A 16549-nucleotide genomic window follows, 5' to 3' on the forward strand; every position below is an offset into this window, starting at 1 on the left:
AAATTGCATCTCGTTTTATACCTCAAATTCCAATTGCATTTAACATATCAATTTCTTTCACGTTGTGGATTCTTCATTAATGAAGCGGCTCAAATCCTCCATTTGTTTCTTGATCAATTTGTTGAAAAAGAAACTGGACTGTTTCTTTATCAGAGGCAGTTGGCAAACGAAATTTTTGTTGGTAATCTTCTGCCCCTTTGCCTGTTATACAAACCCAATCTCCTTTATGGGCATGCTCTAATACCTCTTTAATCGCTATAGTTCGATCTGAAATGACGTACCCTCCATCACTTAATTCATATAGAGTCTGCTCCATTTCTTCATAAGGGACATCATTCAAATCATCCAATGTAAGAATATGAACATCGCTTATTTCTTTGGAAACACTAACCATATCCCGTCTTTTTTCTTTATCTCTATCTCCTCTAAATCCAAAGACGTGAAATACACGATTGGCTCCTTCCTCTCTTGCCGTTTGAAGACATTGATAAAAAGCATCTGCTGTATGAGCATAATCTATTACAACCGTAGCTCCATTAGGGTGTTGTAGCATTTCAAATCTACCGGGTACTCCCGGAAATTTTTCTAATGCATAAACAACTTTTTGTTGTGGAATACCTATCAATAAAGCAGTTAAAAAAGCCATAGAAGCATTTAGGATATTATGTTTGCCTAATATGTTGAGGCTTAATTCCACACTTTGATTTCCTTTAAAGGAAACTGTCGATATACCTGACTTTAAATGAATGATTTGTAGGTCATGGTAACTTTGGTCGCCTACCAAAAATATCCCTTTTGAAGTTAAGATATCTGCTAGCCTTTTTCCCCAACTGTCCATATGGTTTATAATAGCTAATCCATTTGGCTTTAATTGATCAAACAAGCTTGCTTTTACAGAGAAGTAAGCTTCCATATCTTTATGATAATCAAGGTGTTCTTTATCTAAATTCGTAAATAAACAATAATCAAACTCCACACCTTCTACTCGATATTGAGAAAGACCGTGTGATGAAACTTCCATTATGATAAATTCATCTTCACTTAAGGAAATTTGTTTTTGAAGTTCTAGTGCATCGGGGGTAGTATTTACTGAGGGTAAGGTTTGTCCATTAACAACATTCTGGACGGTACCAAATAAAGAACACGATCTTCCGCAGGTTTCCAAAATATACTTAAGCATATAGGTAGTTGTGGTTTTTCCATTCGTACCAGTAATTCCAATTACAATTTTATTTCGTGAAGGGTTACCATAAAACTGACACGCCATTTGTGCAAGAGCTAAACGACTGTTTGATACTCGAACATAAGGTACAATCAAATCTTTCAAGTCTTTCTCTCCAACCACTACACTCGCTCCCGCTTGAATAGCGGCATCAATAAACTGATGACCGTCTACACGAAAACCTGGAATTGCAACAAAAATGTCGTTAGGACGTACTAAAGAAGAATTTGTGGCGATTCCTTCAATATCTACATCAATATCAAGAAGCTGCGAATTCACAGCTTTATCTACATGTTCCAAAAGTATGTTTAATTTCATTACGGCTCACTCCTAGGTTGCAAAACGAGTCATTTAATCCACGCATTTTATTTATGACCTATTGTGAAATAATTATACTAAAAAGGCGCTCTGATAGTGAGCACCTTTTTACTGAAAAATATTAATTTTTTTCCTGATAAAAAACTTCATTAAATACAATGTGTTTTATAAACAAGACTACTTACAAACAGATTGAACACATAAGAATTATGCTAAACTAAAGGTCTATATAAGAAAAGCTATGTATTTAGGAGTTGTAAAAATGAACATAACAATTAGACAAGAACAACCTTCAGATTATAAAGTTACAGAAGATGTTGTACAAAAAGCATTTGCGAACATGGAATTTAGTGATAAAACAGAACATGAGCTAGTGGGTCGTTTAAGAAAATCGGATGCCTTTATCCCACAATTATCTATAGTCGCTCTTGATAATGATGAAGTTATTGGGCATATTCTTTTAACAAAAATTAATATAATCAATGAGGATCAATCTACAGAATCTCTTGCACTTGCCCCAGTTTCAGTATTACCTGAATATCAAAATAAAGGCATTGGCAAGCTTTTAATAAACACTTCACTAGAAAAAGCAAGAGAACTTGGCTACAATTCCGTTGTCGTATTAGGACACCCAGACTATTATCCGAAATTCGGATTTAAAAAAGCATCAACATGGAAAATTAAAGCACCTTTTGAAGTGCCAGATGATGCATTTATGGCGTTAAAATTAAGTGATGATGCTCTTAGTAATGTTTCAGGTGTAGTTGAATACTCAAGTGCATTTTTTGGATAAGATATCAAACAGAATAAACATTGTATAGCTATCCCCCATTGGATTTTTATTATCTAATGGGTTTTTTTGTGAAAAAAATCCATTAGAAATTGTATTATTGTGGTAATGTAATTACAACATTGTTCTATTTTTCATATTGTATTTTTCCAGTGAGCAATCCAATAATCATCTCACCTAGTTTCTCTTTGGTAAATCATGAAAATTAATTACTAGAAAATTTATTAGAAATTTATTTTTATATTATATCCTTTCAATATAAGTCGAAAGGAGAATTCTATGCGAAAAATATTTAAAGTATTAAAAAAACTATTTGTTCTGTTCATTATCCTTATGATACTAGTAACCGTATCGATCTTTACCTATCATAATTATTTATTAAAGAAAGAGTCGGCACTAATTAAAAATGCAGGTACGTTAGTCGATTTTAATAGTAAAAAAATTAATGTTTACATCGAAGGTAGAGGTGAGGATACGTATGTATTTATGCCCGGCTCCGGGGTAGCTGCTCCTGTATATGAAATGAAAGGTCTTTACAGTAAATTCTCAAAAGAAAATAAAATTGCTGTAATTAATAGAGCTGGATATGGTCACAGCGATGTTTTTAACGATAACAGAAATATTGATACTATATTAGAACAAACTAGAAGCTCACTTATTCAGAGTGGAAATAAACCTCCATATATATTAGTCCCACACTCTTTATCTGGATTAGAAGCTATTTACTGGGCACAAAAATACCCAAATGAAGTGAAAGGAATCATTGCTTTAGATATTGGTTTACCAAAACAATATGTAACTCATAAAATGAGCCTAGTTGATTCATTAACAGTAAGAGGAATGAATCTTTTATCGAAAATGGGTTTTCATCGACTCTTTCCTTCTTTAACATTTAATCCCGAAGTAATTAAACAGTCTTTTTTAACTGAACATGAAAAAGAAGTATTTAAAGCCATTTCATATAAACAGTTTTTTAATAACAATATGAAACAAGAACTTTTACAAGTATACGAAAATGGTAAAAAATCAGTTGCCCTACCGATACCAACAGAAACACCTATTTTATTTTTAGATGCGATTACTGAAGAAAATAAAAACTCGAAATATACAAAGCAGAAAAATAAAGATTATGAGGAGTTTGCAGAACAACTTTTAATATCAGATGTGATAACTATAGAAGGAAAACACAGCATTTATTTATATTCTCCGGATGAGATATATAACCTTGCTAAGGATTTTATTAATAATAAAGTTGAGAAAAATTAGCTGATTTAAATTTTGATAGTGGAAGGTAAAATAATGAAAGAATATAACATATTAATTGTTGAAGACGATCTTATGATTGGTCATTTACTACAGAAGATTTTACTTCGCGAAGAGTATAAAGTTTGTTGGAAAACAGACAGTAAAGAAGTACTAGATGTAATCCATAAAATAGACTTAGTTATAATGGATGTCATGTTACCCGGTGAAGACGGTTATCAAATCACCAAAAAAATAAAAAACTTAGGCTTAAATATCCCAATTATTTTTTTATCAGCAAGACAGGATATTGATAGCAAACTTCAAGGATTGGCAGTTGGAGAAGATTATATGATAAAGCCATTTGATCCTAGAGAGTTGTTACTAAGAATGAAAAAAATGCTAGAGAATCAGTACGGTACTTTTACACAAATCAAACATTTATATATTGATGCGGATCTTACTAGGGTTTTTAATAAAAACTTAACAAACGAGGTTTCTTTTACTTCTATTGAAAGAAAAATATTCTTTTATTTATATGATAATAGAGATCGCATTTTGACAAAAGAACATTTCTTTAATTATTTATGGCCACTTGATGATAGAAATCAAAATATCATAAACGTACACATGAAAAAAATCAGAACAAAGATTAATGATATAAATGGTGAGATTATACAAAATATATATGGAGAAGGGTATAGATTAAATACCTATATAAAAAAATGAAATTAAAAAAGAAATATCAGATATTACTTTTTTCTGCAATTATTAGTGTGCCCTTTTTGTTACTGGTGATTAGTGTGCTTATGTCAATAATTTATAACGCTATCTTTAAATCAAAACATCAAGACATCCCTTTTCATGAATCTTTTGCATATCCAACAATGCTGTTCGTATTTTTGATCTCCTTATTTTTGCTTGCCTTTTTATTTTCGAGATCTATTAACTCATTATTAAATAAAATTAATATTTTGAATAAAACCATTCGAGAATTAGCTAGTAATGAAAAAATCCCTGAAAAAATAGTAGTTAATAGAGATGATGAAATAGGTGAACTAATCAAGTCTGTAAATATATTAATCGAAAGAACAACGTATAGAGAATTAGAACTAAAGCAAAAAGAAGAAACAAAAAAAGAACTTTTAAATAAATTAAGGCATGATATTAATACACCGCTAACTACTGTTAGATTACAATTGTTTTATCTAGAAGACCAATTTACTGATCAAGTACCTATACTAGAATCACTCTACCAACAAATACAATACATTTCTGATTTAACAAATGAACTGAATATTAATTCTACTGAATCGTTGGAGAATTCTTATATCCTAAATGATGAAGTGGATATGAATAATTTATTAGAAATCATGTGCAAAAAGTGGGGTTATTTGTATAGCATTCATGATATTGATTTAATTTATAGCTCACAAATTATAGATTTAACATGGGTAAGTAATGATTTGTGGCTTCAAAGATTGTTCGATAATATTTTCCAAAATACATTAAAACATTCAAATGCAACAAAACTAGAAATTATCGTAGACAATAATATTATTTCATTCCAAGATAATGGAATTGGTTTCAATATCGATGGTAATAATACAGGGCTAGGTTTAAAAATAATTGAAGATATAGCTAGGTCATTGAATATAAATTATACTTTACAGTCAAATCAAAATGGAACGTTATACAGTTTTACAACAGAATACAATGAATAAAGCCATGACAATATAGCATTTGTTTTCAAAACTAATTCAAGATAAAAAGCTGGGATGACCAAATCAGTCATTCCCAGCTTTTTATTTTTATTCGATGATGTCACATACACGGCCAATTTGACCATCTGTAAGACGAACTTTAATACCATGAGGATGGAAAGAAGAATTCGTCAATAAATCCTTTACGACACCTCTCGTTTTAATACCTGTACGTTGATCTTTCTTCAAGATAATATCTACGACAAGTCCAGGTTTTACGTCACTTCGGTTTTGTCCGTTCATTTGAAAATTCCCTTCTCTACTGCTTTGATGATTCATCTAGTATAGCATAACGTTTTAAAAGGATGGATAACAGGCTGCTATATACTATGTAGAGTTTTATTTCACATGTAAGTCACATCAATTAGCAAGATTAATCTTAATGCCCCCCCAAAAAAAGAGCTTACGAAAAGTGACTAAGCTAGATACCCATTCACATAAACTGAATTCCAAAAGGACTGCGATTACAACAACATCTATAAATATCGAAATTACTCCATAATTAAACAAAAAAGAACGCTATATTATAAATTCTGTACTTGAAATCATGTATTCTACATCCGCTTGTTTTAAAGTTATTGTTTATTGCTTATTTCGACATTTTGTTTGATAATAGATATTAATAGAAAAGCTCTAAATAAAACCATTTATTACTGATTGTGTATATTTATGCATATTGCTCAAAATACGATAGGACACTTTCTATAATTGATAGAAGTGCCCTGTTCTTAATAATATTTTAAAATAGCAAACGAATAAATACTAGTTATTTCACTTTATAATGTAAATGGACAAATTGTCCAAAACGCTTGGTATCTATTAAAGTTAAATTGATTTGTGGGTTATTTTCTTTAAATAATGGAATGCCAGACCCTAATATATGGGGTGTGACAGTTATAATATATTCGTCTATTAGATTTTCTTTAATAAAAGCATCGAGTATACCCGAACCACCAACCATCCAAATTTTAGCGCCTTCTTGTTGTTTTAATTTTTTAGTAAACTCAACTACATCTTCTTTTACAAAATCTACATATTCAGTTGAACCTTGTTCAGAGGTAGTAAATACATAGTTTTTCTTATCAGGATATGGAAATGCATCAGCGTGTTCCATAACGTAGTCATATGTTCTTTTACCCATAATCGTTGTATCAATTGTTTCATACATCGCTGCATATCCATTGTCACCCTCTCCTTCAACTTCTTCTAACCACTGCAAATCATCATCTTCCTTAGCAATAAACCCATCTAAACTAACGCCAATATATAATATAACTTCTCGTGCCATAATCTTGTCTCCTTTTATTTTTAGTTTGTCCCTTTTTGATAATATCATTAGGTATAAACTATACTAACGTTAAAACATGACAAGTAATGGCATGGTTAAAAAGAAAAGGTGAAAAAATGTCAAAAGCGAAGCGTCTACTAGATATTCTTATGTTTGCCAATGCAAAGCGAAAGTTCACTGCACAAGAAATAGCGGATGAATTTAAGATTTCCATTCGTACAGTTCATCGATATATATTGGATTTGAGCGATATGGGTTTACCAATTTATGCTGAGCAAGGTCGGAACGGAGGCTATACAGTTTTATCAAACAGACTGCTCCCTCCGATTTTATTTACAGAGGAAGAAGCTGTTTCAATATTCTTTGCTTTTCAGTCTCTAAATTATTATCGCAACTTGCCATTTGATACAGAAATCAGCTCAGTCGAACATAAATTATATAGTTCACTACCGAATGATGCCAAAGTGAAAGTCGATAAGATTCGTTCTTATATCGCTTTTTGGAACCCTAAAAGGACAATTGATACACCATTATTAAAGGATGTATTAGAAGCTTCTATTGAAAATAGAAATTTACATATTCAATATGAGTCTAAGTCAGGAATGAAAGCAAAACATATTCGCCCTATCGGTGTGTATGCTCATGATGGACTATGGTATTTGCCTGCTTATGATTTTAGTAAGCAGAAAATTTTACTGCATCGTGTAGATCGTATTCTTTCAATTTTATCCACTGAAAATAATGAAGATGAGTTCATGAATTTAGAAGAATGGTTTAGCTCAAATGAAGTAAAAAGACCAATTCAATTGCATGTTCTTTTATCTATAGAGGGTGTACGTCAATGTAAAAGTGTACCTAGTTTTGAAGGGCTTGTAGAAACTAAAGAAGATGGCACTGGATATATCGATTCTGACATTGACCAAGGTGAAATTCCTTTTATTACCCCGCTATTTTTTAGACTTGGAAAAGATGCGCGAGTATTAGAACCAAAGGAATTAATAGATGGATTGCGTTTAAAAGCTGAAGAAATTTTAACAATGTATCAAGGAAATAATTAATATCATTTGTCTTATTATTCCCTATTCAATGACCCTTTCTTCAAATAATTAGCAACTAACCTTATCAAACAACAAAAAAGCAGAAGCTAAAATGCTCCTGCTTTTTCTATTTATTATTAAAGATCAATTTGTGTTTTGCATTATGCGTTAGTAAAAATAAGCGGTTTTCTTCCCTTTAAAGGTTGAGTTTGCTCAATAGCATAGCCTACATTTAATACTCTACCTTCACTGAAAGCTGGTCCCATGATTTGTAATCCTACTGGCATATCACCTTTAAAACCACAAGGTACTGATAATGCAGGTAAACCCGTTAAATTCCCTGGACCAGTGAAGCGAATAATATTATCTATTAAATCTACTTTTTTACCATTCAAATCTGCAAAATTTTCACCGATAGTTGGCGCAATAATTGGCAGTGTTGGTGATATTAATACATCAACCTTTTCAAAAACATCATTAAATTCCTGTTTTAACTGTCTTCTAACTTGCTGTGCTTGTAAATAATCCACAGCCGAAGGAAGCTCTCCTAATTCAAATAAGAATCGAATATCATCACCAAAATCATCTGGTCGGTTCATTAAATCTGAGTGATGTATAGCTGAAGCTTCTGATAAAGAAGTAACTAATTCAGCCCATTCAGAATGTTGAAGAGTAGGAATTTTAACCGTTTCTACTTTAGCTCCTTGATCTACTAGTTTTTGAATACTTGCACGAACTAGTTTATTAATATCCTCATCTACTTCATTAAAGAAGTAATCTTCATTAACTCCGATTACTAAATCCTTCACATCTCCTGTAACTTGTCCTAGATAATTATCAATAGCGACATTTACAGAAGTAGGGTCATTTCTGTCATAACCAGAAATGATTTCTAGCATCCCCGCTGCATCTTTAACTGTTTTTGTCATTGGTCCAATATGATCCAGTGACCAAGCAAGTGGATAGCATCCATACTTACTAACTCGTCCATGTGTTGGCTTAAGACCTACAATACCACATGCAGATGAAGGAATACGTATAGACCCCGCAGTATCAGTCCCTAACGAGGCAATACTAGCACCTACTGCTACAGCAGCTCCTGAACCACCACTTGACCCCCCAGGAATTTTGTCTAAATTCCAAGGATTTCTTACAGGACCATAGTGTGGATTATTATTTGTTATCCCCCATGCATATTCGTGCATGCTGAGTTTCCCAGTAAAAATAACACCTGCTTCTCTTAATTTTCTAACTACCGTAGCGTCGTAATCAGAAACAAAATCCTTATGAATTTTTGAAGACATTGTCGTTACTTTATCTTTAAAATATAAATTATCTTTAAGAGCAATTGGCATACCATGATACATCCCACGATAATTACCTTGCACAATTTCTTGTTCTGCTTTTTTAGCAGCTTCTACTGCTTCTTCTCTATAAAAAGCCATATATGAGTTAATCTTGTCCTGACTTTTTTCAGCATGATCTAGAACAGCTTTTGTTAGCTCAACTGGCGATAATGTTTTATTTTTAATTAACGGTGCAAGTTCATCAACTGACTTCAAAATTAGATCATTCATCAATGTGGTCACCTCCAGGAATATTCTTCAGGCTAATATCAGCATCGTCAATATTAACTCCCTCTAAGCTCCCTCTTAGCGCTTGTATACCTTCCCATTTCACTTGCAAACTTTCAACATGGTCTTTCTTTACTGGAATACCCTTGTTCTCTAACAATTCTTGAATCGACAATGACAAATGAATCACTCTCCTCAAAATTATTCATCTATCTCAATAAGTCTATGACCTAATAAGATTGGACCAAAGTTTCTTTAATGTAGAAAGAAAATATACGATTAACAATAGAATAGTAACCTCAAATAAGGATTATTTTATTAAAAATACGCTATGATAAAATCAATTCATTACCTTTAAATCAAATAATTCACAATTTTCTAAATCAAATTAAACATTACATGAATGGTAGATTATTGTCAATTGGATAAAAATTTTTTTACTCACCTAATACATAAAACTATTCATCGTTATTACATTAACTAATGATTACAAAAAAATAAACTAAGAGCTGACACAGCTTTTAGTCTACTTTAGTGGTTTATTGAAGATAGCATTAATAGTTCATTTAATATAATGCCGTTTTCTATTTATTTTACATTGATCGTGCCATACTCACTTAAGAGCTCCAATTGATTAGACCCGTCACCAATTGTGCCTACTTTTGATTTTTCAGTATCCCTGTCTAATTTCAAACTATCTAAATTTAGTGTTATATCAGATGAATTACTATTTAAGGAAAGTTTCAAAGAGGTCGGAACTTCTTTATAAGCCACAGTAATATCTCCTGACTTTGTTTCTACGAGTAATGTCTTTCCTTCTATTGCATCTTTCACTGACACTTCACCATCTACTGAAGTAATATTCATATTTAGGCTATTCACATTCATTAGATAGTTATCACCCGAAGTAGAAGCTACTGATAAATTCTTTAACGAACTTTCTTTCAAACTTAGTTCACCTTCTTTTGACGTAAATCTTCCTTTCTCCGCTGACAGTCCTTCAATTTTTTCCGTACCTGAGTCGTTTGATATCACAATGTTTTTAGTCTTAATATCATTCATTTTTATATCACCAAAGTTATTATTTACTGTGAGCGTATCTAAAGCGTTCCGTGGGATTGAAAGATGAATAATTCCTTTTTTTCCAAAGCTGAAGTTATCAGTAAACCCACCCTCTTCATCTTGCTGACTAATTATTATCCTCATGCCTTTGTTTTTGATTGTGACAGGATTTTTCTTTTTGTCTTTTTGTTTACCTTCAACTGTGACAGTTAGTTTGTTTGTTTCACTGTTTTCCAACTCAAGATCCCAAGATTCATTGTTAATAACTACTTCTTTTATGCCCTCAATATCAAATGATTTTTCTTCTTGAAATTTATCCCCTCTTTTATCCATGACACTTAAGAGAAATCCAAAAATAGCGATTAACATAATAGATGTTATAATGAATTTTTTCACTTCTTTTCCTCATTCCTTTTAAACCAAATCTATTTTTTCAACTTTATGATAAGAGAGATAGCCGATTAAAAGGCCTAGAAGACATAGTGTAATTGGAACAACAATGAATTGTATAAGACTAACCTGAGTTCCACCACTTGATACATTTCCATTTATTAAGAAGCTAATTATTACGGCCGAGGTAATGGTTGTAGCAGTTGATTTTTTTCTCATTCCAAAGTACAGAGGAATCAGGCTTACTCCAGCAATCATAAAAGCGCTAATAAAAGTTGTTGGAACTGTTGCAACTATTTCACTCAAACTCATTGGTGTTGCAAAGAATCCTAAAATTGGATTTAAAAAATAAATTATCACACTAATGATTAAAGTAGCGATGATAATACTAAAAAAACAGAATCCAAAGACAATTGATAGCTTTGCTTGCATTAATCTTTTTCGTTTTAGCGGGTAGCTAAACAATAATTGAATCGTTTTATTCCTGTATTCATCTATTACTAATCGTGATAAAATGACACTCGAAAAAATTATAAATACGATTCTAATGAAAATATTTGTTAAAGACATGAATTCAGCATAATTTCGAAACATAAGATCATCTTCTACTTTAGATCCCCACGCCATTAAACAAACAGCAGCTAAGATCCCCAATATACAAAATACTAACCCTTTAAAATAACTGGATAACTGATTTTTTTTCCATTCCAGTTTCATAAGTTTCAACATGACGATTACCTCCAAGAAAGATTTAAGAAATACTATTTTTTCTATCCTGCAACGTTCTTTAAATACCTCTTTTAAAATTAAATTGCATCCTCTATCTCAATATTTCGAATCGATAAGAAAGCAATGATAACTCCTACAACTGCAAGGCCTAATTGAACCGGAATAAAAGTAACCATTGAGAATACTGGATTAGATGAGCAAACAATTGACACTACTAAGAGAGATGACAATATAGTTGTAGGAACAGAATGTTTACGCATTCCAAAATACAATGGGATCAAGCTGATTCCTGCAGAGGCAAATGAATATGGGATCATTTTCAAAACTTCAGCAATGTATTGACTTGCAGTTATTGAAAATGGAACAATGTTAAAAACATTACTAATGATAGAAAATAAACCCGCAACTACGATATTACTCAATAACATGGTTATAAAAGTTATAGCAGCTATAAAAAGCAATTTACTAGCAATTAATTTCTTACGATTAATTGGATATGAAAACATGATCAGTATGGTTTTGCTTTTATATTCCCCAATCACTATTTTCGCGATTAATACAGAGGCAAACACAATAAATGTAGCTCTGACCATTGCACCAATCAATACGAAAAAGTCTAGATGCGTCGTAGCAATTATGTCATTTTCAATTTGAGAGATGTACATTATGAACCAAAGTAAGGCAATCATGAGGATGTTAGCTATTATTGCTCCTCTGAAATACCAGCCAAATTTATTTTTCACAAGTTCTAATTGCATTAATTTAAGCATTAATCCCCTCTCCGTTCATTAAATTCATGAAATATTCCTCCAAAGAGCTATGCTTTTTGTTGATACTTTCGATCTCAATATCATTCATAATAAGGGCTTTTGAAATCTCTTGCTGTGTTGCGGTCATCTCGTATATGCGAATTGTTTGATCACTCACGATTTTATAATTTTTTAATCCTAGCTGATTATCTAAAATGAAAGCAGCTTTTTTGATATTTTGAACCTTCACCTCAATAAAATCTGTCTGTTCTCCTTTGATACTCTTCATAGAAACTTCTTTTATCAATTTTCCATTTTGAATGACTCCAATAGTGTCTGCCATTTGTTCCATTTCGGCTAATATGTGGCTAGAAACTAATAAAGTAGTGCCATATTCTTTGCAAAGCATTTTAAATAGCTCTCGCAATTCTTTAATACCGATTGGGTCTAAACCATTGATAGGTTCATCTAAAATTAACAGTTCTGGTTTTGTAGTAATCGCTCTAGCTATTCCTAATCTTTGTTTCATTCCAAGTGAAAAATCTTTCACCTTTTTGTCTTCTACATTATTTAACTTCACAAGATCTAAAGCATGGTCAATTGACTTCTTGTCATAATAGCCCATGTATTCACAATGTAAGTAAAGATTTTCTCGAGCTGTTAGCTTCTCATAAAAAATAGGATATTCAATAATTGTCCCCATTCTTTTTAAGACTTCGTATGATGTATTCGTTAACTTTTGACCAAAAATTTCAATATCACCGCTCGTCGGTTTTATTAAATTTGTAATCATTTTCATAATCGTAGTTTTACCGGCCCCGTTTGGACCCAAAAATCCGTATATTTCACCTTGCTTCACATGCATATTGACCCCGGAAACAACCTCTTTTCCTTCAAATACTTTTGTTAGTTGATTTGTTTTTAATATATATGACATTTTGTCTTCCCCTTTCGCTGTCTATTTTTATTGTACGGAACGAACATCTCTTTTTTCTTACTCGATTCTTACAAATTTCTTAAGCCCTTCAAAAGCGAAAGGAGATATTCATTTTTTCTGGCATGAAACAAAACAAAAAGCTTGTAGAATCTTTCTACAAGCTAATATTTCATTCTTTTTAACATAATTGTAAATACTGTTTTATCATAAGGCTTACTTGAAAGATGAATTTCCCCACCTAAAGCTTCGACAAGCCGTTTTGTGATTGTCAGCCCAAGTCCACTACCTTGATATAAACGATTTCTTGAATCTTCTAATGTATACATTCGCTCAAAAACTTTATCGATATGTGACTCCGAAATACCTTTTCCTTTATCCCAAATATCAATGTACACTGTCTTGTCATCACTTCTTAAAGTTATTCCTAGTGTTTTTCCATCATCACCATACGTAATTGCATTCGATATTAAATTATTTAAAATTCTACTTAACACGTCCGTATTTCCATGTGCATATAGTTGTTCATTCGGAATATCAATTTCAACCGAAAAGCCCTTCGCCATAAGTAAATCATAGAACGATAAAATATTTTCCTGACATACTTCGTTCATATTAACTCTCGTTAACTCGATTTCCTTATCTCCTGACTCCAGTTTGGATAAATCAAAGAATTTTTGAATAAGATCCATTACTTCAATTGTTTTTATATGTACCTTTTCTAACAAAACTTGTCGTTCATCCTCGTTCATTGTTGGATCTGTATGTAATATCTCTATATAGCCTAGAACAACCGTAAGCGGTGTTTTCAAATCATGCGATATATTAGAGAGCATTTTACGCATTGATATTTCTACCTTTGCTTGATTTGCATTTGTTGTATGCTTTGCAACTAAGAATTGATTAATAACCACTAATAACTTTTGCAGTTCTTTATCATCAGTTACTACTAATAACTTTTCAGTTGTTTGCTTTTCTAAGTTACTCTGTAGCTTTTCATAAATGTATCTTAAATCCTTATCTTTATTTTTCTGCATATTGTATTGGAAAACGATAAATCCTATTAATACGATAATTATCAATATTAAAAAAAACACCATTTTACATCACTTCCAATTTGTATCCGATTCCCCATAACGTTTTAATATACACTGGGTTTGATGGATCGTCCTCAATCTTCTCTCGCAGTCTTCTCATATGAACATTAATAACATTTTCATCACCATAATATTCTTCATTCCAAATGAGATTATAAATTTGAGCTTTCGAAAATACACGATTACAATTTTTTGCAAATAACTTTAATAGCTCAAACTCTTTAGATGTGAGTTTAATGACTTCACCTTTCTTCCAAGCTGTATAATTGATTGTATCTATTTTCAAGTCACCAATTTGTATATTCTTATCATCTACTTTTGGAGGAACTGAATATTTTGTCGAACGACGAATCCCTGCCTTTACTCTTGCAGACAACTCAATCATTGAAAAGGGTTTGCAAATGTAATCATCTGCTCCAAGACCTAACCCAATCGCCTTATCAACATCAGTATCCTTAGCAGACATCATTAAAATTGGCACGGCACTTTTTTCGCGAATCAATCTCACAACTTCTAAACCATCTATCTTCGGCATCATAATATCAAGAATCACTAGATCAAATGAACCTTGCATAAACTTCGCTAGCCCATCTTCTCCATCAGAAGCCGTCGCTACAACAAACCCCTCTTTTGTTAAGTAGCTTTCGACCATTTCTTGAATAGATATATCATCCTCAACTAGCAAAATATTAGATTGCATGCACTTATCGCTCCTAGCTTTTACATATTCACACAAGTAATTATACCTCAATATGGATTTACTGATAATAAAAGGTTAAATTTTGTTTAGAGTGGAAGCTAAATAATATAAGGCTATGATTAATTATGGAAAAAATAGAAAGTGATACTGAAATGTTCCTCTACTTTTCTTCTTTAGTGTCCCATACCCAATCTACAACTATTTGCATTAGTGCTAATGCCAAACAGAAGAGGAATCCTTTCATAAAAGGCTCATTTTTATGAGTGAAGTAATCGATAATATTCCATGTAATAATGGCAACCAAGAATATAAAAATATACTTTTTAATAGATTTCATAAGCTCGGCACTTCCATTCTATGTACTATTTTTATACAAACATACCTCTTGAATAGACTTAATTGATTATTACCAGATAACTTCTTCGATATTTTCTTCAGTAAATTTTCCATAACGACCATAAAAAAATTATTAAACCGATAATTCCTAAGGTGTTACTTAGTAATGCTTTATATTTAGATGAAACATGAAACCATATTAGAACGCTATGTACAATTACTCCAATTGAAAATAGCAAACCGCTAATTATTTTCAAAAAAACTATGTCAACGATTCGTCCAATCATTAAAAGTAGAATACTAAGTGCTATCAAACCGTAAGTAGAGAGAACACTTTTTTTCGTCAACTCACCCACAAACCGTTTTCGATCTTCTTCTGACATTTTCATTAAAGACCTTCTCATCAAAAAAGTTGGTATCATAATAAATAATAGTAATTGTATAATGGCATCAATTTTCATCAATTTCTCCTTCTTCATAATACCTCTTAATTTATTATTTTACCTTATATTGGTAGAAATAACTATATCAAAATTATATACAAAAAAATTGAAATCACTAATTAAAAGGTACTCCGTTATATTTGTAGAATTTATTATTAAAATAGAAAAAGTACTACTCATGCTTCAATTCAATAAGTTAATTAGTTGGAGTAATAGCTATTTTCAAAAATGCATTTCAGGAAATTATAGTTACTACGGTAGAAGAAGGTGAATAGAATTAAAAAATTTTATGTATTCATTATTATTGGATTGATTGTAATTTGTACATTTATTTTTGAACCTTTTCGTTCAGAACCACCTACACCAAAAATAACGACTGGAAAAACTGTCATTCCTGCTACACAAGGTTCATTTTGTTGGGATGGACCTTTATTTGCTAGATGTGTAGATAAGATTTATTCTTCCCCTTTAGAAATGGCAAAAGCACATAAACCAATGAAAGTCTCTCCTAATCAAGAAATTAAGATTAAATTTAAAAATGAACCTCTTGCCGGAACTTTAATAGTGGAAGAATTGAGAAATGAAAACAGTATTAAAAATATAAAAGTTAAAAACGCCAAAATTTCAGCACCCAAAGAAAAGGGTGTGTACTTTTATCTCGTTATAGCTAATTGGAAAAATGGAAGTGGAAATCACGCCTTCTCAATTGAAGTAAAATAACCTTTAATAAACATCTAAAAACAAAGTAGATAATTCGTAATATTTTATGATTCTACTGAAAAAAAGCAGATTATTTTATTATTCATGTGTAATGATAAACAGAGAAATAAATAAAAGCCGGGATGACAAAACGTTGTCATTCCTGGCTTTTATGG

The 16549-nt window shown here is 31.6% G+C and carries 18 protein-coding genes; 6 read left to right on the top strand and 12 right to left on the bottom strand.

Annotated features, from left to right (window positions below; translation table 11 throughout):
• Positions 1-76: 76 nt before the first annotated feature.
• Positions 77-1540, bottom strand: a complete 1464-nt coding sequence (locus tag AMD00_RS09525) for a UDP-N-acetylmuramoyl-L-alanyl-D-glutamate--2,6-diaminopimelate ligase (RefSeq protein ID WP_053416853.1) — start codon at positions 1538-1540, stop codon at positions 77-79.
• Between the two features lie 262 nt (positions 1541-1802).
• Between AMD00_RS09525 and AMD00_RS09530 the strand changes: the two genes are divergently transcribed.
• The 4 genes from AMD00_RS09530 to AMD00_RS09545 all read left to right on the top strand — a co-directional run bounded on the left by AMD00_RS09530 (position 1803) and on the right by AMD00_RS09545 (position 5296).
• The gene (locus AMD00_RS09530) at positions 1803-2333 is read left to right on the top strand and encodes a GNAT family N-acetyltransferase (RefSeq protein WP_053416854.1); all 531 of its coding nucleotides are present in this window, start codon (positions 1803-1805) and stop codon (positions 2331-2333) included.
• Positions 2334-2609: 276 nt separating this feature from the next.
• Positions 2610-3596: an alpha/beta fold hydrolase gene (locus tag AMD00_RS09535; protein WP_053416855.1), complete on the top strand. Its 987-nt coding sequence runs from the start codon at positions 2610-2612 to the stop codon at positions 3594-3596.
• Between the two features lie 33 nt (positions 3597-3629).
• Positions 3630-4301: a response regulator transcription factor gene (locus AMD00_RS09540; protein ID WP_053416856.1), complete on the top strand. Its 672-nt coding sequence runs from the start codon at positions 3630-3632 to the stop codon at positions 4299-4301.
• Positions 4298-5296 (top strand): sensor histidine kinase, encoded by a 999-nt coding sequence (locus AMD00_RS09545; RefSeq protein WP_053416857.1) that lies wholly within the window; start codon positions 4298-4300, stop codon positions 5294-5296. Before AMD00_RS09540 ends, AMD00_RS09545 begins: the two co-directional genes overlap by 4 nt.
• 87 nt (positions 5297-5383) lie before the next feature.
• Here AMD00_RS09545 and AMD00_RS09550 read toward each other — a convergent pair whose 3' ends face one another.
• Both AMD00_RS09550 and AMD00_RS09555 read right to left on the bottom strand, forming a co-directional pair.
• On the bottom strand, positions 5384-5578 hold the full coding sequence (locus tag AMD00_RS09550; RefSeq protein ID WP_038189444.1) for a YwbE family protein: 195 nt from the start codon (positions 5576-5578) through the stop codon (positions 5384-5386).
• Between the two features lie 523 nt (positions 5579-6101).
• Positions 6102-6623, bottom strand: coding sequence for a dihydrofolate reductase family protein (locus AMD00_RS09555; protein WP_053416858.1), 522 nt, complete (start codon positions 6621-6623; stop codon positions 6102-6104).
• 116 nt (positions 6624-6739) lie between these two features.
• Between AMD00_RS09555 and AMD00_RS09560 the strand changes: the two genes are divergently transcribed.
• The gene (locus tag AMD00_RS09560; RefSeq protein ID WP_053416859.1) at positions 6740-7681 is read left to right on the top strand and encodes a helix-turn-helix transcriptional regulator; all 942 of its coding nucleotides are present in this window, start codon (positions 6740-6742) and stop codon (positions 7679-7681) included.
• A gap of 140 nt (positions 7682-7821) precedes the next feature.
• On the opposite strand, the gene AMD00_RS09565 is transcribed toward AMD00_RS09560, so the two are convergent.
• The 9 genes from AMD00_RS09565 to AMD00_RS09605 all read right to left on the bottom strand — a co-directional run bounded on the left by AMD00_RS09565 (position 7822) and on the right by AMD00_RS09605 (position 15710).
• The gene (locus tag AMD00_RS09565; RefSeq protein ID WP_053418250.1) at positions 7822-9237 is read right to left on the bottom strand and encodes an amidase; all 1416 of its coding nucleotides are present in this window, start codon (positions 9235-9237) and stop codon (positions 7822-7824) included.
• Positions 9230-9394, bottom strand: coding sequence for a hypothetical protein (locus AMD00_RS09570; protein WP_245639489.1), 165 nt, complete (start codon positions 9392-9394; stop codon positions 9230-9232). The genes AMD00_RS09565 and AMD00_RS09570 overlap by 8 nt, the downstream gene beginning before the upstream one ends.
• Positions 9395-9822: 428 nt before the next feature.
• Positions 9823-10692, bottom strand: a complete 870-nt coding sequence (locus tag AMD00_RS09575; RefSeq protein ID WP_053416861.1) for a DUF4097 family beta strand repeat-containing protein — start codon at positions 10690-10692, stop codon at positions 9823-9825.
• Between the two features lie 18 nt (positions 10693-10710).
• Complete coding sequence (locus AMD00_RS09580; protein WP_053416862.1) at positions 10711-11415, bottom strand: ABC transporter permease; 705 nt, start codon at positions 11413-11415, stop codon at positions 10711-10713.
• Positions 11416-11492: 77 nt separating this feature from the next.
• Positions 11493-12185: an ABC transporter permease gene (locus AMD00_RS09585; RefSeq protein ID WP_053416863.1), complete on the bottom strand. Its 693-nt coding sequence runs from the start codon at positions 12183-12185 to the stop codon at positions 11493-11495.
• Positions 12178-13101 (bottom strand): ABC transporter ATP-binding protein, encoded by a 924-nt coding sequence (locus AMD00_RS09590; protein WP_053416864.1) that lies wholly within the window; start codon positions 13099-13101, stop codon positions 12178-12180. The genes AMD00_RS09585 and AMD00_RS09590 overlap by 8 nt, the downstream gene beginning before the upstream one ends.
• A gap of 161 nt (positions 13102-13262) precedes the next feature.
• On the bottom strand, positions 13263-14198 hold the full coding sequence (locus AMD00_RS09595; protein ID WP_053416865.1) for a sensor histidine kinase: 936 nt from the start codon (positions 14196-14198) through the stop codon (positions 13263-13265).
• Between the two features lies 1 nt (position 14199).
• Complete coding sequence (locus tag AMD00_RS09600) at positions 14200-14895, bottom strand: response regulator transcription factor (RefSeq protein ID WP_053416866.1); 696 nt, start codon at positions 14893-14895, stop codon at positions 14200-14202.
• 434 nt (positions 14896-15329) lie between these two features.
• Positions 15330-15710, bottom strand: a complete 381-nt coding sequence (locus AMD00_RS09605; RefSeq protein WP_053416867.1) for a hypothetical protein — start codon at positions 15708-15710, stop codon at positions 15330-15332.
• 231 nt (positions 15711-15941) lie between these two features.
• Here AMD00_RS09605 and AMD00_RS09610 point away from each other — a divergent pair, with 231 nt between their 5' ends.
• Positions 15942-16394, top strand: a complete 453-nt coding sequence (locus tag AMD00_RS09610; RefSeq protein ID WP_053416868.1) for a hypothetical protein — start codon at positions 15942-15944, stop codon at positions 16392-16394.
• Positions 16395-16549 lie beyond the last annotated feature (155 nt).

Source organism: Viridibacillus arvi (assembly GCF_001274945.1).
Classification (GTDB): domain Bacteria; phylum Bacillota; class Bacilli; order Bacillales_A; family Planococcaceae; genus Viridibacillus; species Viridibacillus arvi.